We start from the raw sequence: 21,198 nt of genomic DNA on the forward strand, positions 1-21,198 counted from the left end.
CGGATAGCGACACTATAGGGCAGGGCGTGATTGCGGGCAAGCAGGCCCTGCGGCCGCCCACGGCAAAGGAGGTTTCATGGAGAACGAAACGAAAAACCCCGGCTCCGACATGGGAATGCGCCCCCTGGCCATGCCCGCGGCCACGGTATGCCTGGCCCTGGCCGCTTTCGGCCTCGGCTTCGGGCGGGATCTGGTCCACCGACGGCTGGCCGACCTGCGCCACGACAACAGGCGGTTAGCCCAGGAGACCGTCATGCGCGGCGACGAGGCCGAACGGGTGGCCGATCTCTTTACCCTGGCCAAGGAGGACCGCCGGCGCTTTCGCCTGACGGCCACGGCCTACTGCCCGCTTTGCGGCACGGACGACGACACGCCCCAGCCCGCCGCCCTCGGCGGCCGGGTCCGGCCCGACCGGACCGTGGCCGTGTCCAGGGACTTGAAACGGCTGCTCGGCCGCAAGGTCTACATCGAAGGACTCGGGGTCCGGGTAGTCGAGGATCTCATGCACCCGCGCTACACCGGCCGGGTGGACCTGTGCCTGGCCGATCGCGAGCAGGCTGTCGCCTTCGGCGTGAAGCGCCTGGAGGTGGTGGTCGTCGACTGACGGAGGAGCAAAGGCACGGGTGCCCGCGGCCGGCAAAAGGCCGGCCTCAGTAGGCCCCGCGCATGCTGCAGACCACCGGCACGGTGCGGAGCAATATCCGCAGGTCCAGGGCCACCGACCAGGTGTCCACGTATTCGATGTCAAGTTCCATCATCCGCTCGAAGGGAATGGTGTTGCGGCCGCAGATCTGCCACAGGCAGGTGATGCCGGGCTTGACGCCGAACCGCCGTCGCGGCCAGTCCTTTTCGATGCGGATGACGTCGCGCACGGGCAGCGGCCGGGGACCGACAAGGCTCATCTCGCCGCGAAGCACGTTAAAAAGCTGCGGCAGCTCGTCGATGCTGGTCTTGCGCAGGAGCCGGCCAATGGGGGTGATGCGCGGATCGTTTTTGATCTTGAACGTGGCCCCGCACATCTCGTTTTGGCATTCGAGCCCGGCCTGCAAGGCCTCGGCGTTTTGCACCATGGTGCGGAACTTGTAGAACTTGAAAAGCCGCTTGTTGAGCCCCACCCGTTCCTGGACAAAGAGGGCCGGCCCGGGCGAGGTCAGGCGCACGAGGGCCCAGACGGCGAGGAGCAGCGGCGAAAGCAGGACCAGCATCGCCAGGGACACGGTCACGTCCAGAAACCGCTTGAGGATCAGTTCCCGCTCGTCGGCCAGGGTGTTGGTGATGGTGACCACGAGCTCGCCGCCGTGGCTGCCCGGCCGGTGGCGCGGGTTGGCCAGCTCGAAAAGGCGGGTGACCACCGTCACGGACACGCCCTGCTCCTCGCATTCGGACACGAGATTGGTGGCCCGGTCGCACAGATCGGTGAGCGGCAGGCAGATGAGGACCTCGTCCACCACATGTTCTCGCAGGTAGGCGGCGAAATCCGACACCCCCGACACCAGCCGGAAGCGTTCGGGCAGCGGCGTCGGCACGGGCGCTTCCCATTCGAGGCCGACAAAGCCCATGAACCGGTGGCCGTGGCCGGGGTTTTCGAGCATGCGCAGGGCGATTTCCTGGGCGCGGGCCCCGGTGCCGACGATCAGCGTTCGCCGGGCCGCGATGCCTTGGGCCTCGGTCAGGAACAGGAGGCGTCTGGTCACGAACCGGGCGGCGATGCCGCCCACACAGGCCATGACCCAGTAGGTGGCCAGAAAGGCCGGGGTCACCAGGGGCGGATTGAGCACGGCCGCGACCACCACCAGGATCAGCACCACGGCGGTGACGGCCTTGACCGAGGCCTTGAGCGCCTGGCGCCACAGAAAAAGGGCGGTCTCGGTATAGAGGGCGAAAAGGGGAAAGACGCTGGCCGTGGCCACGAAAAGGCCCAGGAACAAGGCCGCTGTGGCGGCATCGAAATGCAGGGCCGTATCCGGGGGCACGGCCGGCAGTTCGGTCGAGGCCACCTTCGCCGCCACAAGAAGCGAAACCGCCGCCACCCCCAGGTCGATGCTGCGCAGCCACGTGATGGCGCGTTGTCTGGTCTTGAAAGCCAAATATCCACCCCGGTCGCGGATTTCGCCCACAACGTGAGGCTCAGGGCCCTGTGGGGGACGCTCCCCTGGCCCATCAATCCGACCAAGGTCACCCATGAAAGGAATTTTACCCATACTTACCGCTTTTTTGCAACCAATATGCCATCCGTTCGTCCTGTTACTTTTCGACCCACCAGGGACAAGGGGGAGAAATGACAAGGGGATATCACCCGATGGACGGTGCTGGCCGGCGAAGGCCCCTGGGCCTGGGGACCACGCTTCCGCCGGCCATGGCCACTATCACGGAATGGCGGCAAAGTGCCGGAGACGAAAAAAGCCCGGCCGCGCAAGGCGGCCGGGCTTTGGAAACCATCGTCGCAACGGGGCTACTTCTTGTTGAGCCCGACTTCCTGGGGGAAGATCGGCAGGTAGCGGTAGGACAGGCTCATGACGATGAAGCCGTAGGCCACGATCATGAGCGAGGAGGTCCACTCCGCCCAGTTGGGGGTGTAGATTTCCCACTTGGTAAAAGGCAGCACCGGCTGGGCCAGGGCCTGGACGGTGAAGACGTAGCGGTTGATGATGACGCCGAGGCAGGACAGGGCCGCGCCGGCGTACATGAAGGCCGGCTTCTTGCGCAGCGGGGTCAGGAGGAAGATGACCGGCACCGGCAGGCACAGGACCAGCTCGGTGAAAAAGAGCCACCGGCCGTAGACCAGCTCGTAAAACATCTGGTCAAAGGTCAGGCCGGCCCGGGGCAGGACGTTGTTGATCCAGGCCCAGGTGTCGAGATACTTAAACACCATGTAGATCAGCAGCATCGTGCCGCCGATCTTGCACATGAGCGATTTGACGCGGTAGGTGGTCAGCTTGCGGCCGGACAGCTTTTCCATGAAGCCGCAGATAAGGACCGTCAGGCACGGGCCGGAGGCAATGGCCGACAGGACGAACAGGAAAAACGTCCACGGCCAGATGAAAAACCCGTCGCGGAAGGCGTAGGGCCGGGCGAACATGACGCCGTACATGCCGCCGAGGGAACCCTGGTGGAAGGTGGAGAGAAACGCGCCGATGCCGGCGAAAAGCGGCATGACCACGTGCATCTGGTGGGCCAGGTTGTGCAGGAACGGGATCTTGTTGATCTGCTTCTGCTCGAGGATCAAGGGCACGTACTCGATGATGAGCACCATCAGGTAGCAGGTGATGCAGAAGATAACTTCCGTCAGCATCGAGTGGACGTTGGGGTGCCAGTAGCCGAACCAGGCCCGAATCGGCTGGCCGACGTCGAGCGACAGGATGATCATGGCTCCGGAGTAGCAGATGAAGCCCTTGATCACGGTCAGGTTGATGATGTTTTTGAGCTCGTCAATGCCGATGATGTAGCGGAGCAGGCCCGTGAAAAAGGCGCCCGCGCCGAGGGCGATGACGGCCAGGTCGAAGGTGATCCACAGGCCGAACCCGAAGTAGTTGTCAAGGCCCGTGACGCCGATGCCCTTCCAGAGGACCAGGCCGGCGGCAATGGCGCCCAAAAGCACCCAGAGGCCCAGAAAACCCAGCCAGGCCAGGAACTTCCCGAGAGGGCACCGCTCGACCCCCAGGGGATACCAGTTTTTTTCCATTTCCATTAAGCTCATTGCATCCCCCCGGAATTACTCGCTTTTAAGGTAGTTGTCGCCGAGCTTTCGCACCCACTCGCGCCGGCTGATGTAGTAGACCTGGGTGTCGGTGCCCAGGCGTTCGAGCAGCCGGAAGGCATTGGGGCTCTTGCTCAGTTCGTGCACCTTGTGCTTCGGATTCTTGAGGTCCCCGAAGGAGAGGGCCCCGGAGGGGCAATTCTGCACGCAGGACGTGACGTAGGCGCCGTCGTCGAGGTCGTCGGGGTTCTTGCCCGCGACCCTGGCGGCATCCTTGGCCAGGTTCCAGCGGTGGTGGCAAAAGGTGCATTTTTCCACCACGCCGCGCGGACGCACGGAGGTCAGCGGCGCGAGGACTTTTTCCATGCCTTCGGGCCAGATCGGATCGTACCAGCCGAAATACCGGACGTGGTACGGGCAGGCCGCCACACAGTACCGGCAGCCGATGCAACGGGGGTAGACCTGGCTGACGATGCCGCCGTCCTCGTTCTTGTCCGTGGCGATGACCGGGCACACGGACACGCAGGGCGGATTGCCGCACTGCTGGCAGGGCCGGGGCAGGTAGGCGATGTCGTGGTTCGGAAAGGCCTTGTCGTTGGTCAGTTCGTACACCAGCATCCAGGAGGTGCTGCGCAGCTTGTTGGACGCCTCGGGCTGGGGATTGATATTGTTTTCCGTCTGACAGGAGGCCATGCAGGCCCCGCAGCCGGTGCATTTGTCGATGTCGATCACCATGCCCCAGGTGATCGGGAATTCCTTCGTGCTTTGTCCGGACATGTCGGCTTCCCTCTGGCTTGCGTTAGGCTATTTTGACTTCCGCGGCGGTCCACACGGACATGCCGGTGCCCGGCTCCTCGGCAACGGCCATGAGGGACAGGTAGTTGGCCCCTTTGCCCTTGCTGAAGATGTCGAAGGCGGTGTGGCCATACCCCAGGGGTGCGGCGACCACGCCGGTCATGACGCTCTCGAAGATGTGGACCTTGGCTTCGCGGTCGACGCCCGCGCCGGTGAGTTTCACCGTGGCGCCCTTCTTGACGCCAAGGGCCTTGGCCGTCTCGGCGTTGAGCTTCACGAAGGTGGCCTCGCCAAGGAGCTCCGTGTCCGGGACCATGGTCAGGTCCTGGCACGGGATGCCGGTGGTCGGCGTGCCGGTGCGCAGCTGGGCGTAGGGAGCGAGGACGGCCGTCTTGGCCGGAGCCTTGGCGATCTTGACGGCCTTGGCCAGAACGTCCGGAGCGAAGCCCATGCCGGTCTGGGCGACCGTGCCGACCATGGTCCAGGCGTAGCCGGCTTCCAGGGCCTTCCAGAGGTCGCCGGCGGCCAGCGCGGGCGCGGGCTTGCCGGCCGCCACCTGCCAGGGCATGACGTCTTTGGCCACAAAGCCGCCCGAGGCCTTGCCGAGGGTGGCCACCTTCTCCTTGAGCATGGCCAGGAAGCCGTCGAACTTGAGGTCCACGCTCATCTTGCGGGCCAGGGCGAAGATCACGTCGCCGGTGGTCCGGGTGTCGTGCACGGGCTTCTGGATGGGCCGCACCAGGCTGTAGAGGCAAAAGCCCGAGCCGTAGGGCGTGACCACGTCATCGTAGCGCTCAAGCGTCAGGGAGTTGGGCAGGACCAGGTCGCACATGGCCGCGGTCTCGTCCAGAAACGAGGCGAAGCTGACCTTGTACGGAATCTTTTCCAGGGCCTTGGCCATGGTCGCCGTCTCGGGCAGGCCGTAGGCCGGGTTGGCGTCGTAGACCAAGAGCGCCTGGGGGGCCTTGGCCTTGTCCGTGGCCACGGCCTTCAGGAACGTGGGCAGGTCGGCGTCGAGCATGGCCTCGCGGGTCATGGCGCCGGGCACGACCGTCGCCAGCTCGGGCAGGGCGTAGACGCCGCCGGGCTTGTTGACGCGGCCAAGAAGCAGGTTCAGGGACATGCCGGCGATAAAGGGGCCGGCGCCGAGTCCCTGGCCGAACGGGGAACCGGCCACGACCAGCGGCGCCTTGGCCGAAGCCAGGGCCTTGGCCAGGTCGGCCAGGACGGCGGGCTCGATGCCCGTGGCCCGCTTGACGTCCTCGGGGCCGAAGCCGCCGTTGACCACGGCCTTGAAGGTGTCGAATCCCGGGGCGTTGGTCGTGGCGCCGGCCTTGAGCAGGTGCCAGGCGATGCCGAGGGCCACCACGCCGAGGTCTGCGGCCGAGGCCGGGATCCACTGGTCGCACACGCTAGCCGTGTTGTTCCTGACCGGACCCACGTAGACGTAGTTGGACTGGGGCTTCTGGCCGGCCGGGCGGCGCTCGGCAAAGGCCTTGCGGTTGCGGGTGGAGGTGCCCCAGGTCTCGAAGATGTCCGCGCCAAGGACCAGCACGGTATCCGCGTTTTCGAAGTCGTAGCCGGCCTGCCCCTTGGCGCCCATGAGCTTCATGCCCTTGGCGGCCGCCTGGGCCTCGGACGGCATCATGAAGTAGCCGGCCGAGCCGAGCTTGCCGACAAAGGCGGACAGGAGCTCGTTGACCGAGCCGGTGGCGTCGCCGGAGACGCAGGCCACCGCGCCCTTGGCCGCGCCGAGCTTGTCGGCCATTTCGATGAGCGCCTGCTCCCAGGTGATGGGCTCGAAGCCCTTGCCCGACTTTTTCATCGGCGATTTGATGCGGGCCGGGCTGTAGAGCATGTAGACTTCGGAGCGGGCCAGGGCGGAGACGCCGCCACGGGACAGGGGATGGGCGGGGTTGCCGCCGGCAGTGACGGGATTGCCCGCCACGCGCATGATTTTCAGGCCTTCGCCGGCCGGACACAGCTTGCTCGTCGTCGTTACGTGGTCGATCTGGCCCTTGGGCACCTTGGGAATCCACGGCCAGTTCTGGGTCCAGATAGATGCGTCATCCAACAATTTCCACGGGATGGGGGTGAACATGGTGCCCACGGCGCCACCCGCCACAAGCCCGAGGAAAGCTCTGCGATCAAGTCCCATTTCTCCCCCCTTATTTATGACAGACGTAGCAGGCGTTGCTGGTGCCCATGGCGGCGTGGCAGCGTTCGCATTCCCACATCTTCATCGTGTCTTTGCTATAGCCGCTCAACCGGTTCTCGTAATACGCCGGCGGGTTGTCCATCTTGGCCACGTCGGGATGGCACTTGGTGCACTCGAATCCCTTGTGGGCGGCGTGGGAGAAGAACACGTTGTCGGGCTGGTACTGGTAGACAAGCCAGGGGACCTGGGCGCCGGTTTTGGCATAGTCCTTGACGAACTTGTCGATTTCCTTGCCATTTGGCGAGTTGTCGCCGGTTTCGTCGCCATGACATTCGGCGCAGGCCTCGGTCGTCGGCAGGCCGGCGAAGCGACCGTCCGGGCCGAGATGGTGGCATTGTTCGCACTCGATGCCGAGTTGTGCGTGGACCGTGTGACTGAAACGAATGGGTTGCGTCTTTTCGCTGTAAAGCATTTTCGGAAAGATGACCCACCCCACCACGAGAGCGCCGACGAAGCCGATCAGGGCAAAAAGCACCATCCCGCCAACGCCGCCGGCCGCATTCGATCTGTTCTCCTCCATACTTCCCCTGCCCATTGTGCCGTTGCTGGTTTTCGCCGCGCGCAAAGACACGCGACGCCCGCCGCCCCTCGGAGGCGCGATCGGAAAAAAAGAAACGTGAGCGAGATACGGCCGACCCGGAGGATGTCCCCGTCCCCCGGACATGGAAGCCGCACCGCGCTTTTTACCCGGGGCGCAACTTCCGTGTCAAGGTTTAATGAAAAAATTCACGAATCCCCGGCCTCTCGCGACGCCTCGCGTCACGATCCGGCCTTCCCTCCCACCTTGCGGCCGTAGACGTCGTCGAACCGCACGATGTCATCCTCTTCCAGGTACGGCCCGGACTGGATCTCGATGATCTCGACCGGCAGCTTGCCCGGGTTCGACAGCCGGTGGAGCGTGCCCTTGGGGATGTCGATGGACTGGTTTTCGGTCAAGAGGCGCTCCTCCTCCCCGAGCTGGACCAGGGCCGTACCCGAAACCACCACCCAGTGCTCGGTGCGGTGGTGGTGCATCTGGAGCGACAGCCGGCCGGCCGGCGGCACTTCGATGCGCTTGATCTTGTAGCCCGGCCCGCCCTCGAGGACCGTGTAGCTGCCCCAGGGCCGGCGGACCGTGACGTGGGCCTCAATGAGCTTGCTGCCCTGGGATTTGAGGGCCCCGACCACGTCTTTCACCCGCTGGGCCTCGGTCACCGGGCACACGAGGGTCGCGTCCCTGGTCTGGATGACGATCATGTCCTTGACCCCGGCCACGGCCAGGGAGCTGCCCTCGGAAATGAAAAGGGAGCCTTCGCAGTCCAGGGCCAGCACCTCGCCCTGGATCACGCACTCGGCCCCGTCCTTTTTGCCCAGGCGGTACAGCGCCTCCCAGCTGCCGAGGTCGTCCCAGTCGAACGGGGCCTCGACCATGGCGATGCGGTCGAGCTTTTCGACCACGCCGTAGTCCACGGACACGTCGGGCAAGGCGCAGTAGCCTTCGGCCAGGGGACGCTCGTGGCGCGCCGTCCACCAGGCGAAGATTGCCGGCGCATGGGCGGCCACGGCCGCAAGGAACACATCGGCCCGGAAGACGAACATACCGCTGTTCCAGTAATGTTCGCCGCCGGCCAGCAGCTTTCGGGCGGTCGCCAGGTCGGGCTTTTCCGTGAATCCGGCCACGGCATAGGCGCCCGCTTCCAGGGGCTGTCCCCGGTGGATGTAGCCGTAGCCGGTCTCGGGCGACCGGGGCGGGATGCCGAAGGTGACGAACCAGCCGTCCCGGGCCAGCCCCACCGCCTGGTCCATGGCCGCGTGCCAGGAGTCCCGGTCGTCGATGCGGTGGTCGGCCGGAAAAACGCCGACCACGGCCTCGGGGTCGGCATCCACGATGGGTTCGAGGCCAAGGAGGATGGCCGGCAGGGTGTTTCTGGCCAGCGGTTCGGCCAGGACCCGGGCCGCGCCCTCGGGCAGCACGGTCGTGAGCTGGGAGCGGACTTCGAAGGCATGCTCCTCGTTGGTGACCACGAACACGTTGTCCGGATCGAAGGCCTCGACCACGCGCAGGGCCGTGGCCTGCAAAAGCGTCTCCCCGCCGCCCAGGGCCAAGAGCTGCTTGGGCAAAAGCGTGCGGGACAGCGGCCAGAGCCTGGTGCCCGAACCGCCGGCCAGGATCAGGGCGTACCGGGAGCCGGAAGCGGAAGTATCGGTTGCGGTCATGGAACCTCCTTGATCCGCGGGGCATTACGGAACATAGACGAACGGGGACCCGCCTGCGGCCAGGGTCGGCTGGCGGGCGTCCTTGTCCGAAAGGACCGGCACGTCCACAGGCCACGCGACGCCGATGTCCGGGTCGTTCCAGGCGATGCCCGCGTCGTCGGCCGGGGAATACGGCGCATCGACCTTGTACATGAATTCGGCGTTTTCCGTCAGGGTCACGTAGCCGTGGGCAAAGCCGCGCGGCACCATGAGGCGCAGGAAATTGTCCTCGGTCAACTCGATGCCGTACCATTTGCCGTAGGTCGGCGAACCGACGCGCAGGTCCACGGCCACGTCGAAGACCGCGCCGCGCACCACCCACACGAGTTTGGCCTGAGTGTTGGGCGGCCGCTGGTAGTGCAGTCCGCGCAACACGCCCCGGGGACCGGAGCGGGCATGGTTGTCCTGGACGAAATCATAGTCGAGACCGGCCGCGGCGTAAGCCTTGCGGCTGTGGGTTTCCAGAAAAAACCCTCGGTTGTCGCCGAAAACCCTGGGCTTTACGACCACAAGCCCGGGGATGCCGGTTTGTGACACCTCCACGAGGGACCTCCTGTTGCTAACAGTTTGCGTTTTTATGAAGTGAATGCCGCATGCCCTATCCCATTTCAGGGACGCGGACAACAGGCCCGGGCGGCCAGAGCGGCTGTTTCACCGGCCCTATACGAGCTTCTGACCAGGGGCGCGGCCACCATTTCGGCAATGCCCCGCTCCCGGCCGAGGGCGGCCAGGGCCTCGAACTCCCCGGGCGGCACGTAGCGGACCACCGGCAGGTTGCGGCGCGAGGGACGCAGGTACTGGCCGACCGTGACCACCCGGCAGCCGGCCCGGGCCAGATCGCCGAAGACCTCGGCCAGTTCGCCTTCCGTCTCGCCGAGCCCGACCATGAGGCCGCTTTTGACCACCGGCCCGCCCCGCCCGGCCGCCCGGGCCAGGAGCTCCAGGCTGCGGCCGTAGTCCGCCCCGGCCCGGGCCGTGGCATAGAGCCGGGGCACGGTCTCCACGTTGTGGTTGAGCACGTCCGGCCGGGCGTCGAGGACCAGGGCCAGGGCGTCCGGGTAGCCACGGAAATCCGGGATCAGGACCTCGATGGTGGTCCCGGGAGCGGCGGCGCGCACGGCCTGGATGGTGGCCGCGAAATGGGCCGCCCCGCCGTCCGGCAGGTCGTCGCGGGTGACCGAGGTCACCACCGCGTGGGTCAGTTGCAGCTCGGCCACGGCCGCGCCAAGGCGCTCCGGCTCCCCGGCATCGACCGGGTCCGGGGTCCCGGCCGCGATGTTGCAAAAGGCGCAGCCCCGGGTGCACACGCCGCCGAGGATCAGAAAGGTGGCCGTGCCCCGGGAGAAGCACTCGAAGATGTTCGGGCAGCGCGCCCCCCGGCACACGGTGCGAAGGCTCCCGGCGGCCACGGTGTGGGCCGTGGCCGCGAAGCCCGCGTCGGCCGGCAGGCGCACCCGCAGCCAGGGCGGCAGCCGGCCCGGGGCGGCTTCGGGTCTAGCGGCCTTTGGGTCGTCCATGTCCACTGTTCCTTTTGCCGGCCGGCCGGGCCGGCGGCCGTTTGGGCCTGTCCTCGCGCGGCCCCTGGCCGGACCGGGCCGGGCCCTGCCCGCCCTGCCCCGATCCGGACGGGCCGGAGGGACGGGCCGGACGGGGCGGACGAGCGGGCCGGGCCGGGCGAGCCGGACGCGGCCTGCCCTCGCCCTCCTCGGCCTCGCCGGGACGGGCGTCCCTGTCCCGCCGCGGATCGGGCCTGTCGGCCCCGTTGGGCCGCCTGGGCCGGCTGGGCTGGCGGGAGGACCTCGGCCCCCGGCCGCCGCCGCTGGCATCCCGGTCGGACCTGCTTTCCTTGTCTGGCCTGCCTTCCCTGTCTGGCCGGCCCGACTTGCCGGATCTGTCAGACGGGGCGGGTTTGGAATCGGGCCGGCCCGCCGCCGGGCGCCCGGGTGCCGGGGCGGCCGGGTCTCCGGCCAGCCGGACCCGGGGCGCGCCCGACTTGGCGTCCTGGGGGGCGTCCGGCGGCACGGCCACCTCGATCAGATCGCCCGGCCGGGGCGGACGGCCGTCCGGGGCCACCAGCACCACCAGCCCCTTGGCCGAACAGCCGTAGACCGCGCTCCCGGGCGCATCGGCCAGGGCAAAAGCCCCGGATACCACCCGGACCGCGTTCGGCCGGGCCACGGCCGGGCACTTCCTGGCCAGGAGAAAGGCCAGGCTCAGGCGCTCCTTGCCGAGTTCCGCCCGCTCGGACAGGGTCGAGAGCCAGGCCGGGGCCCCGGACAGCGACATGTTGAAATGGCACCAGGCCCGGGTGTGGCCCTCGGTCAGCGGACAGTCGTGGCCGTGGGGACAGGGGGCGAGAAGGCCAAGGCCCATCTCCACAAAAGCCTCGCGCATGCCGAGCAGGCACCGCCAGCCCAGCCGCGTGCCCGGCTCGATGACCAGGGCCCGGCCGCCCGGGGCCAGGGATTCGGCCAGCTGGGCGGCCAGCCGCTCCATGCGCGAATCGAGCGGCTCCCGGCCGGTGCCGCCGAGTTCGTTGGCCACGTTGACCATGGCCACCAGATCCGCGCCGTCGGCCAGGCCCTGCCAGTATTCGCCGCGAAGGAGTCTGATCCGCCAGGGCGCGTCGTCGCCGGCCGGATCGAAGCCGGCCAGGGACGTGAAAAGCGAGAGCCCGAGGTCCAGGGCCCGCCGGGACCGGTCCACGCACAGAAACCGCAGCTTTTTCCGGCGCAGGTCCGGCCGGGACAGCCACAGGGCCTGGACAAAGGTCAGGGGCCCGGAGCCGAGGTCGCAGACCAGGCCGTCCTCGGGCAAATCGAGGTCCAGGGCCGGCAGGAGCCGGGAAAGGCGCAGGAGGTTCCAGGGCAGGAAATACCAGGCATAGGCCGAAAGGATGCGGGGGTCGCTCAGGTAACCGGGCTTCGGCCCCCCTTCCCGCTCGGCGGTCAGGGACAGGGACAGGTCGCGGATGCTGCGCGGCAGCTGCCGCTCCAGGCCCGGCCGCAGGTTGAGGGCCCGGCGAAGCGCGGCCGGATAGGCGGCGAGCGCCGTGGTCGTCTCGGGAGAGAGCGGCGGGAAAAGCCGGGCCAGGGCCCGGGAACCGGGCGGGCGGGCGTCAGGGGACATAGGCAAACACCATCCTGCGGATAAAGGAATCGGACATGTCGTCGCCGGCGGCCAGGGGCACGATGGCCGTGCGTCCGGCCAGGGCGCCGGCCTCGTCCCGGGCCGAGGGGTCGGTCAGGAAAAGGGCCGCGCCCGCCAGGGACAGGTTGCCGGCCACGCGGGTCCGGGCGGCCAGGCCAGGCGGGAAAAACCCCAGGGTCTCCAGATCCCCGGGGGAAACCCGGGCCCCGAAGGCCCCGGCCAGATGCACCGCGGCCAGATGCGCGGTCGTGAGCCCGGCCGCGCCGAGCAGGGCCGAGACGGCCAGATTGGCAGCCGCCTTGACTTTGAGGAGCTCCTCCACGTCCGAGGCGTAAAGCCGGCAGCCGGCGGCCGCGAACACGGCCTCGCCGGCCTGCCGGACGACCTGCCGGCGCAGCCGTTCCCCCAGCGGGGTCGGGGCAGGGGTCTCGGCGAATCGGCCGTCCGTGTCAAGCACCCCCTGCTCCCTGAGGCGGGCCGCCAGGGACAGGTAGCCGGGTCCGGCAATGCCGCCCACCGGCCCGGGCGCCGCCCCGCCCTCGAAAAGGACGGCCACGAGGCCGGCCGGCGAGAGCTCGAAGGATACGGCCACGCCCGGCCCGGCCAGGGCCCCCTGGGACAGGCCCACGCCTTCGAGGGCCGGCCCCAGGGGCGCGCTTGCGGCCAGGAACCGGTCCGGCGCGAGGGCCAGGACCATCTCCGCGTTGGTGCCGAGATCGGCCAGGAGGAAAGGATAGGCGGGAGCCTGCCGCAAGAGGACCGTCAGGCCGGCGCTGATGTCGGCTCCGACAAAGGGGCCGAGAAGCGGCGGAATGTAGGCGGGCGGCAGGCCCCGGCCAAGGGCCGCCTCCTCCCCGGCCGCCCAGGCCAGGCCGTAAGGGGCCCGGGCCAGGCCGGCGAGCGGCTTGCCGCACAGGATCGACACCATGGCCGGATTGCCGGCCACACACAGGGCGGTGAGATTTGGGCCGGCCAGCTCGGCCTTTTCGGCCAGCACGTCGAGGACCAGCCCGCGCAGATACTCCCCGCCGCCCGGCAAAAGGGCGAAGGCCAGACGCGAGATGACCTCGCCGCCGGCCCCGAGCTGGGGATTGACGCCCCGGCCCTCGGCCAGGATCCGGCCGCCCGCCAGAGAGACGATCCGCCAGGCCAGGCCCGTGGTGCCGAGATCGACCGCCAGCCCGAAAGGGCCCGCCGCCTCCGGGTCGCGCGGGCGCGTTTCCAGATCGTAGGCCGGCGACGGGCCGGTGTCGGCCAGGGCCAGCCGCTCGCCGCCCCGGACCGGATGGAGGCAGGCCAGACGCCAGCCGCCGGCCAGGGCGGCGGGGTCCAGGCGGCGGGCCTCGGCGGCCAGGGGCGCGGGCGGGGGCGACAAAAAACGGACCCGGCACCGGCCGCACCGGCCAAGCCCGGCGCAAAGCGGCGCGCCCACGAAAAACCCGGCCCGGAACAGGGCCCGGGCCAGGGTATCTCCTAGGGCGGCCTGAATCAGACGCCCCGAACCGGCGGTTTCCACGAGGATTTCGAGTGCCATGGGAAAGACAGTCCTTCAAATCCCGGCAAAGGGCAATGGCAGCCAAAGGGCCACATTCTTTCAATTTATTAAAATATGAAAAGGGCCTTGACTTGGAAGTTCAATCCTTTTAGTCAGAGACCTACCTTTCGTAACAGCATCTGGCGATTTGGCACCTGATTCGCGTTCGTCAGCGCGCGACAGCTGCGGTGATACACTCCGGCCCCACGTCCTCGAAAGGTTTGGATGGTCACGTGGAAGCGGCCCCGGCCAGCAACTCCAGCAAGGAGAAAGGATTTTGACCGACGCGCACGCGCACACACTACACAAGCTCAAACCGGTAGTCCTTTTGGCCCTGCTGGCCCTCCTCACAGCCGGCTGTTCTTCGAAATCCAAAACCTACTCCTATCAGTTCGACGACTATCAGGGCTTTAACGCCCGCAACGACTTCATCACCCACGGCGATTCCGAAGAACGGCTCAAGGCCGACGCCGAACAAAATCTCCTCTCCGGCAATCTCTTCGCCCAGGGTTCGACGCCCACGCCCAAGCGGGCCGGCGGACCGGAAAAGGTCATCAGCGAAAATCTTTTCGAAGTGGCTTCCGTGCAACGCAAGGGCGGCGTCTACGACCGCATGCTGCGCACCGCCAACACCCAGATCGGTACGCCGTACCGCTCGGGCGGTTGCAATCCCAACACCGGCTTCGACTGTTCGGGATTCACCACCTGGGTCTTCAACCGTTACGGCATCCATCTTCCCCGCTCCTCCCGCGAGCAGTACCAGATGGGCACGATGGTGGCCAAAAACAATCTGCGCAAGGGCGACCTGGTCTTTTTCCGCTCCAAACGCGGCGTCAACCACGTCGGCATCTATTTGGAAAACGGCAAGTTCATCCACAGCGCCAGCAACGGCAAAACCGTTACCATAAGCCACCTCGAAGAGGACTACTGGAGAACCCATTATGCCGGAGGCCGTCGGGTCTTCTAGCGCCTCCCCAGGCGCTCTCCGCCAACAAGGCACACAAGCGGGTTTCCCTTTGTGGGGAGGCCCGCTTTTTCATCGTGGACCGATCAAAACCGGCCTGGCCGTCCTCCTGGCCGGGCTCCTCGCCGCCCTGCCCCTGCTGGCCGGCCCCGCAGACGCCCTCGCCTCCCGCGCCGGCCGTTCCCAGCCGGCCGGGCACAAGGCCGGCTTTGGCGCGGCCGAGGCGGCCGAGGCGGCCGATCCCGCTCTTCGCGAGGAACTCGCCCGCATCGCCGGCGAATTCACGGCCTCGGTCACGGCCAAGACCCTGGCCCGCTTCGGCAACAAGGCCGGCAAGCGCCGCCTGGATCTCCTGGCCGCACCGAGCCGGCAGTACCGCGACCAGCTCCGGGCCGACGCCCTGGCCCGGCTGCGAAACGCCGGGGCGGACCTTGCCGTCAGCCAGTTCTTCGTCTATGCGGACCGCAACCCGGCCACCCAGCTCGTGTTCCTGGCCTTTTTCGACGCGGCAGGCCAGACCGTGCGGCTTCTTGGCGCGGACTTCATCTCGTCGGGCAAGCTGCGGGCCGGGGACGATTCGTTCATCACCCCGGTCGGGGTCTTCGAGAACCTGCCCGAAAACTGGGGCTACCGGGCCGAAGGCACGAAAAACGCCAAGGGCTGGCGGGGACTCGGGGCCAAGGGCAGCCGGGTCTGGGATTTCGGCTTTCAGCAGGCCCCGCGCCAGTTCCGGCAGGGCGTCTACGACAGCCAGATGCGGCTGCTCATGCACGCCACCGACCCGGACCAGGGCGAACCGCGCCTCGGGTGCCCGGATTCCAAGGGCTGTGTGCGGGTTTCGGCCGCGGCCAACGCCTTTTTCGACCGCCACTCCATCCTCGACCGGCACTACGAGGAGATCGCGTCGGCCGAAAAGGACCGGGAGATGTGGCTCCTGCGGACCGACCGGGAGCCGGTCGCCCACCCCGGCAGCTACCTCGTGGTCGGCGATTCGTCGATCACCAGCGCCTCGCGATAATATTCTATTTTTTCAAGTAAAGAATAAAATGAAAGAACAACCGCCTAAAAAGACTATATCCTCTATTGAGAGTCTTCACGACACAGGAAAATTCAATGACTATGTCCAAGAAATTCTAAACAATTCCAAATATAAATCCTTTTGGGAAACCATTGAAGGATCCAGCCAAACTTCGTTTTTGAAAAACGAAGAAATCAATAAAATAATAAACAACTACAAGGAAAAATTACTTTTCGCCGACGACATAAATAATACCATCAACACATTACAAAATGAAGCCAAGAATTTATTAAATAATTATGATGAAAATAAAGATAAATCTTTCAATCAAATCGAAGTCATTAACAGACTCAAAGAAACAAATCATAAACTTGAAAAAGAAAAACGTCTTCAAACACTTCTATCACAAGTCAATAAAGATGCAGGCCGAAAAATATTAGAGGACGATAAATTTCAGGAGCTGTTTCTTTCTACAAAAAGGTGTTTTTCTTTTGTACTGTCAATAGACATTAGAAGATCAACAGAGCTGATGTTAAAAGCAAGAAGCGCGGAACTTTTTGAAGATTTCATCACAACATTATGCACAGGATTATCTGAAATAATTAAAAAAATTTTCGGTATTTTTGACAAATTTACTGGCGATGGAATCTTATCATTTTATCCAGATTTCTATAGCGGCGACGAGTCAGGATTACTTGCATTCAAATCAGCTATAGAGTGCCACGAATTTTTTAATTTATTTTATGAATCTAACAGAAAATGCTTTAATTCGATTCTAAAAGGCGTTGGGCTTGGGATCGGCATTGATTGCGGAGAAGTACATTTAGCCAAGATCAATTCCTACACTGTCATTGGACCTCCTGTCGTTTATGCCTGTCGAATGTCTGCCGCACCCGCCAATACAACATATGCTAATCAACCTGCTTTTGAGATATTTTTCAATAAATACAGAGACTATGTAATATCTACCGAAAAAACAATTAACCTAAAAAATGAAGGGAAAACAGTTGCTTACATTTTGACCCCTTCTGATAAAGAACTAAGAGTAAGTCCTCCAAACTGGAATGAATTGACCATAAAATTCGGTAATGTTAACAATTCTAATAATCAGACTTAATTTACGACAAAGATTTCTCCTGGTTCGGGCAAATAGGCCCGAACTTCACTGTCCTTGACGAGACGCCGGATCTCCCCGGCCTGCTCCCGGCGCAGTTCCCGGCGGACGTGGACCAGGGCGAGGGTCCCGGCTCCGGCCGTCCGGGCCGCTTCCAACGCCTCGGCCACCGAGCCGTGGCCGGCGATCCCGGCCCCCAGCCCATACGCTTCCTGCACCACCAGATCGCAGCCCCGGGCCAACTCCCGGCAGGCCTCGGTCGGTGCGCCGTCGCCGCTGTAATAGAGCGTCCCCGCGCCCGTCTCCAGGCGCAGGGCCAGGCACGGGGCCCCATGCCCGGTCACGGCCGTGCGCGCCGCCAGGCCGGCCAGGGAAAAATCCTCGCCCGGCCGCACGGCCGCGAAGCACAAGGGGAACGTGAGTTTGGCCCGCAGGCTCGGATAGGCCAGATCCACCACGGCCGGGAGCCGCCCTTCCGCCCCGGCCCCGCCCCAGACCGCAAGCGGCGCCGTGCGGCCGGCCTCGTGCCAGCGGGCCAGCAGATACGGCAGGCCGAAATAGTGGTCCCCGTGGAAGTGCGAAATCCAGACCGCCTCCGGCCCGGTCGCCCGGTCCGCCTCGGTCAGCGCCGGACAGGCGAACAGCGCGGCCGCGGCCGTGAAGCCGCAGTCCAGGAGCACCGTCCGGCGCCGCCCCGCATCTGCCGTGCCTGTCGTGCCCGCCGTGGCCGGGGCTTCCACCCACAAACTCGTGTTGGGCAGGGTTTCGTCAAACGCCTCGCCCACGCCGACAAAAACCACCCGCATGGCCGCCGCCTCCCGCCTCTTGCAAAAAGGAAAGAATTTCGCCACGCTCCGCCGAAATCAGCCCGGCCGCCGATGCCCGGCTCCCGGCCTTTGGCCGGCGGGTCCGTCGGCGGCGAGCCCCCATGACCTCGAACAAGGAGCACCCATGCAGCGGCGCGTCACCCAGATCGAAAGCATCCGGGTCCTGGCCATGGCCGGCATCTTCCTCTACCACCTCTGGACCGTGCTGCCGGACGGCGGGGCGGAAAACCCCTTTGGCCCGCTCCTCGGCGATATCCTGAGCCAAGGCTACCTCGGCGTCGTGGTCTTCAACGCCATCACCGGCTTCGTCCTCACCCTGCCCCACGCCGATCCGGGCGGCAAGCCGCCCCTTGGCTACTTCGACTTCTTCCGCCGCCGCTTCGGCCGCATCGTGCCCCAGTACTACCTGTCCCTGGCCCTGTGGAGCCTGGTCGCCCTGGTCGCCGGCGCCATGCCCCTGGCCGCGCTTGGCGCCTGCGTGATCGAGAAGCTTTTTTTCGTGCAGACCTTCGATCCGGCCCGGTTCTTCTGCCTGGAGCCGGCCCTGTGGTGGATGGGCCTGCTCGCCCAGTTCTACCTGACCTTTCCGCTGCTTCTGCGGCTTTTTAAGAAGCTCGGCACCCGACGGGCCACGTGCGCCTGTCTGCTCTTCGGCTGGGGCCTCTGGTTCCTGCTCTCGCTTTTGGCCAAGGTCAGTTCCACCGCCGCCCTCTTCGACTACATGCTCTACTTCAACCTGCCCTACCGGCTGCCGGAATTCGCCCTGGGCATGGCCTTCGCCCTGGCCTGGAAAGCCCGCGCCTCCGCCGCCGACGCCCCGGCCACGGGCGTCCCGACCACCTGGCGGCTCGTCTTCCTGGCCCTTTTCTACTTCGGCCTGCCCCTGTCCATCCTCTTGAAGGCCGCCCTGCCCATGCTCCTGGCCCATATCCTGCTCACCATAACCTGCATCGGCCTCGCCGGCAGCCTCTTCGCCTCGCCCATGATGGCCCGCCTCGGGGCCCTGCCCGCCGTCGCCGCCGCGGCCGCCGCCTCCTACAGCTTCTACCTGCTCCACCAGCCCATTCTCGGCTACGGCGCGGACCTCCTGCGCGGCGCCCTGCACCCGTTCGCCGCCCTGTGTCTGCTCGGCGCGGCCAGCCTGCCGCTCTCGTATGTCCTGGCCCGCTACCAGGACCGGCTCGTGGCGGCCTGGGAAGCGCGCGGCAAGCGTTAAGGGAGGCCTCTCCCTTCCCGCCTCAAGCGCCTTCCAGGGCTTCGTCGATGTACGGCGGGATGGGCATGCCGGCGTGGCGCAGGTTGTCCCGGGCCTGGCGGACCTTGGCCAGGGGGATGTCGCGGTCGCGCCAGTAGCCGGCCGGGTCGTCGAGGAAGCCGGCGATGACGGCGTAGCCTTCCTCGTAGCTTTTGACCTCGTGGCAGAGGTTGACGATCCAGCGCGGCCCGAGCGGCCCGAGGTCGTGGCCGCCGCCGGCCAGATCGCCGGAGAGGGTGCGAAACTGCATGAGCGACTCGTGCCAGAAGGGCGCGCCATCCGGTCCGAGGCCGACCGGATCGACGAAGATGTAGGGCGCCGGCAGACACTGGCCGATCTTCATGAAGGTCAGCGCCATGTTCACCTCGTAGCTCGTGCCGAACCCGCCGAGGTTGAAGACCTTGAAAAGCGACCGCCGGTCCAGGATGTCCTGGCGGGTGTTCATGGCCAGATTGGTGAACTGGGCCACGGCCTCGGGCGCGAAATTGGTGATCTGCCCGATCTCCTCGGCGTTTATGCCGACACCGATCCGGTAGACGCCAAGGGCCGCGGCCGCGTCGTCCACCGTGCGCATGACGCCCGGGCCCGACCCGTGGGCCACGGCGAGTCCGTCGCCAAGGCACGGGTGGTCGCGCAGCCGGCGCAAAAACTCGTGGATCGGGCCTTCGAGCACGGGCCCGAGCACGTCGCAGGCCGAGCCGAACATGGCCATGGTGGTGTGGATGCCGGGCAGGCGCGCCTTGCCCGGACGCGTCACCCAAAGGCCCTTGTAGAACTCCCGCACCTGGGCCTGGCCGCCAAGCTCCAGCAGCAGGTAGAACCGCATGCCCTCGTTTTCCAGGCGCACCAATTCTTCGTAGAGCGTCTGGTCCATGCGGAAATGCGGCACCGGGCAGGCCTGGCCCACGGTGCAGCCCATGCCCCGGGCGGCGACCACGCCGATGCCGTTTCGCTTGAGCACCCGCAGCGTGTCCACCGGCGGCAGGGCGTCGGACACGAAGACCTTGGACAGCTTCTGCTCGCCGCCGACGTACTTGAGGTCGTCGAGGACCGGCCGCAGGCGTTTGGGGATCTCCTCGCCCTCGAGCACCCCTTCCGGGATGTTGCCCCGGGCGTACTCGTAGACCAGCCGCCACTGGAACTCCTGCAGCCAGCTCCCCTCCTCCTGCTCCCAGGGGATGGAGATCATCTTGCCGGGCATGAAGATGCGGCCGTAGATGCCGCCGAGGGCCGGATCGGACGTGATCTCGTCGAAAAAGACCCGGCTGGCCTCGGGTGTGAAGATGTCGATCAGGTCGGCCACGTCGGCCCCGGCCGCCAGGACCTGCCTCGCCCGGCCCGGGGCCAGCACCCGTTCCGCCAGCTTGGCCAGCCTCGCGTCCGGCGGATAGAGCCGCAGCCGCACGGACAGGCCCCGGGTGTCCACGGCCTCCTCGCCACCGTTGTACAGCTCCACCTGGCGCGGCGCGGCCATGCCCGTGGTCCGGATGCCGTCCAACAGGCGCGAGGCCAGGTGGAACACCCCCGGGGCCGAGGTTTCCCGCTCGATGAAGGCCACGAACGGCCCAAGCGAAATGTGGACCGCCCCGACCAGGAATTCCTTGGCCGCAAGGCGGTCCGGGAGCCCCGCCGGGGACAGGCTTTGGAAGATGCCGAGCCCGTGCTTGCCCTTGACCACCATCTCCGCGAAATTGCGTCCCACGCCGAGCAACCGGGCGGACAGCACGTAGCGCAGGTCAAGGAGCGGAAGCTCGACCACCCCGTCCTCGGTGATCCGGTGGCGTTCGGGCAAAAGGAGCCGCCCGCCCTCGCGGGCCTCCTCGATGTCCCGGCGCGGAAACGACGGTCCGCGCGCGATGAAAAGCCGGCCGAAATCCACGCCCCCGTCGTGGCACAGGCTCCGCAGGTCGGCGAGCATCTCGGCCAGGACGGCGTTTAAGGCGGTCACGGCCACCGGGATGTCGACTGTCCGGGCCCCGTCGGACACTTCGGGCGCGTCACCGGTCAGGCGCACGTCAAGGCCGATGCGGGAGTGGCCGCTGCGGCCGCTGATGTCCATGAAGCCGGTCAGGGGCAGGGAATTCCGGGCGGCCCGGTCGCGCACGTCGCGCACGAGCCCCCGCAGGGCGTCGCTGGTGTGGGAAAAGCGCATGACGCCGTAGGCCTGGGGCGCGGCCAGCTCCTCGTTGAAATGGATGTCGCCGATGGAGACGAGCTGGCCGTCGCCGGTGACGAGCGGGGATGCGATCATGGTTCCTCCGGCCGGCCGGCGGGTTCGGTCCCGCCGCAATCCGGACCGTCCTTATAGAACAAGCCGCCGCCCCCGGGAACCCCCCGGACCGCGGCCTCCCTTGCCCCCGGGGCGGGCCGCTGGTAGAGGAAACCGAGGCC

The 21,198-nt window shown here is 66.2% G+C and carries 17 protein-coding genes; 5 read left to right on the forward strand and 12 right to left on the reverse strand.

Annotated elements, in window-relative coordinates; all coding sequences use genetic code 11:
- The first annotated feature begins 76 nt into the window (after nt 1–76).
- Nucleotides 77–604 (forward strand): 3D domain-containing protein, encoded by a 528-nt coding sequence (locus DFW101_RS06355; protein ID WP_009180688.1) that lies wholly within the window; start codon nt 77–79, stop codon nt 602–604.
- 46 nt (nt 605–650) lie between these two features.
- Here DFW101_RS06355 and DFW101_RS06360 read toward each other — a convergent pair whose 3' ends face one another.
- The 10 genes from DFW101_RS06360 to DFW101_RS06405 all read right to left on the reverse strand — a co-directional run bounded on the left by DFW101_RS06360 (nt 651) and on the right by DFW101_RS06405 (nt 13,629).
- Nucleotides 651–2,087, reverse strand: coding sequence for a sugar transferase (locus DFW101_RS06360; RefSeq protein WP_043643224.1), 1,437 nt, complete (start codon nt 2,085–2,087; stop codon nt 651–653).
- A 365-nt stretch (nt 2,088–2,452) separates the two neighbouring features.
- The gene (gene qrcD, locus DFW101_RS06365; protein WP_009180690.1) at nt 2,453–3,697 is read right to left on the reverse strand and encodes a menaquinone reductase integral membrane subunit QrcD; all 1,245 of its coding nucleotides are present in this window, start codon (nt 3,695–3,697) and stop codon (nt 2,453–2,455) included.
- 15 nt (nt 3,698–3,712) lie between these two features.
- Nucleotides 3,713–4,474: a menaquinone reductase iron-sulfur cluster-binding subunit QrcC gene (qrcC, locus tag DFW101_RS06370; RefSeq protein WP_009180691.1), complete on the reverse strand. Its 762-nt coding sequence runs from the start codon at nt 4,472–4,474 to the stop codon at nt 3,713–3,715.
- 22 nt (nt 4,475–4,496) lie between these two features.
- On the reverse strand, nt 4,497–6,650 hold the full coding sequence (qrcB, locus tag DFW101_RS06375; protein WP_009180692.1) for a menaquinone reductase molybdopterin-binding-like subunit QrcB: 2,154 nt from the start codon (nt 6,648–6,650) through the stop codon (nt 4,497–4,499).
- A gap of 10 nt (nt 6,651–6,660) precedes the next feature.
- Complete coding sequence (gene qrcA / locus DFW101_RS06380; protein WP_009180693.1) at nt 6,661–7,230, reverse strand: menaquinone reductase multiheme cytochrome c subunit QrcA; 570 nt, start codon at nt 7,228–7,230, stop codon at nt 6,661–6,663.
- Between the two features lie 239 nt (nt 7,231–7,469).
- Nucleotides 7,470–8,906, reverse strand: a complete 1,437-nt coding sequence (locus DFW101_RS06385) for a mannose-1-phosphate guanylyltransferase/mannose-6-phosphate isomerase (protein WP_009180694.1) — start codon at nt 8,904–8,906, stop codon at nt 7,470–7,472.
- 24 nt (nt 8,907–8,930) lie between these two features.
- A complete protein-coding gene (rfbC, locus tag DFW101_RS06390; protein WP_009180695.1) occupies nt 8,931–9,488 on the reverse strand; it encodes a dTDP-4-dehydrorhamnose 3,5-epimerase in 558 nt (185 codons plus the stop codon).
- A 65-nt stretch (nt 9,489–9,553) separates the two neighbouring features.
- Complete coding sequence (gene lipA, locus DFW101_RS06395) at nt 9,554–10,462, reverse strand: lipoyl synthase (protein WP_009180696.1); 909 nt, start codon at nt 10,460–10,462, stop codon at nt 9,554–9,556.
- A complete protein-coding gene (locus DFW101_RS06400) occupies nt 10,440–12,074 on the reverse strand; it encodes a small ribosomal subunit Rsm22 family protein (protein ID WP_009180697.1) in 1,635 nt (544 codons plus the stop codon). Before DFW101_RS06400 ends, lipA begins: the two co-directional genes overlap by 23 nt.
- Complete coding sequence (locus DFW101_RS06405) at nt 12,064–13,629, reverse strand: ASKHA domain-containing protein (protein ID WP_009180698.1); 1,566 nt, start codon at nt 13,627–13,629, stop codon at nt 12,064–12,066. The genes DFW101_RS06400 and DFW101_RS06405 overlap by 11 nt, the downstream gene beginning before the upstream one ends.
- 277 nt (nt 13,630–13,906) lie before the next feature.
- On the opposite strand from DFW101_RS06405, the gene DFW101_RS06410 reads away from it, so the two are divergent.
- Genes DFW101_RS06410 through DFW101_RS19450 form a run of 3 tightly spaced genes read left to right on the forward strand, consistent with a single transcriptional unit; the run spans nt 13,907 to nt 16,728 of the window.
- Nucleotides 13,907–14,596 carry a C40 family peptidase gene (locus DFW101_RS06410; protein WP_009180699.1) on the forward strand — a complete coding sequence of 230 codons (690 nt, stop codon included), beginning with the start codon at nt 13,907–13,909 and terminating at the stop codon, nt 14,594–14,596.
- A 49-nt stretch (nt 14,597–14,645) separates the two neighbouring features.
- Nucleotides 14,646–15,611 (forward strand): hypothetical protein, encoded by a 966-nt coding sequence (locus DFW101_RS06415; RefSeq protein WP_232286167.1) that lies wholly within the window; start codon nt 14,646–14,648, stop codon nt 15,609–15,611.
- A gap of 28 nt (nt 15,612–15,639) precedes the next feature.
- Nucleotides 15,640–16,728, forward strand: coding sequence for an adenylate/guanylate cyclase domain-containing protein (locus DFW101_RS19450; protein ID WP_157137624.1), 1,089 nt, complete (start codon nt 15,640–15,642; stop codon nt 16,726–16,728).
- Here the strand turns inward: DFW101_RS19450 and DFW101_RS06420 are convergent.
- The gene (locus DFW101_RS06420; RefSeq protein WP_009180701.1) at nt 16,725–17,531 is read right to left on the reverse strand and encodes an MBL fold metallo-hydrolase; all 807 of its coding nucleotides are present in this window, start codon (nt 17,529–17,531) and stop codon (nt 16,725–16,727) included. The genes DFW101_RS19450 and DFW101_RS06420 overlap by 4 nt on opposite strands.
- Before the next feature lie 145 nt (nt 17,532–17,676).
- Here DFW101_RS06420 and DFW101_RS06425 point away from each other — a divergent pair, with 145 nt between their 5' ends.
- The gene (locus tag DFW101_RS06425; RefSeq protein ID WP_009180702.1) at nt 17,677–18,768 is read left to right on the forward strand and encodes an acyltransferase family protein; all 1,092 of its coding nucleotides are present in this window, start codon (nt 17,677–17,679) and stop codon (nt 18,766–18,768) included.
- 22 nt (nt 18,769–18,790) lie between these two features.
- Here the strand turns inward: DFW101_RS06425 and DFW101_RS06430 are convergent, their stop codons facing one another.
- On the reverse strand, nt 18,791–21,058 hold the full coding sequence (locus tag DFW101_RS06430; protein ID WP_009180703.1) for a hypothetical protein: 2,268 nt from the start codon (nt 21,056–21,058) through the stop codon (nt 18,791–18,793).
- Between the last annotated feature and the right edge of the window lie 140 nt (nt 21,059–21,198).

The sequence above is a fragment of the Solidesulfovibrio carbinoliphilus subsp. oakridgensis genome (assembly GCF_000177215.2).
GTDB classification, from domain to species: domain Bacteria; phylum Desulfobacterota; class Desulfovibrionia; order Desulfovibrionales; family Desulfovibrionaceae; genus Solidesulfovibrio; species Solidesulfovibrio carbinoliphilus.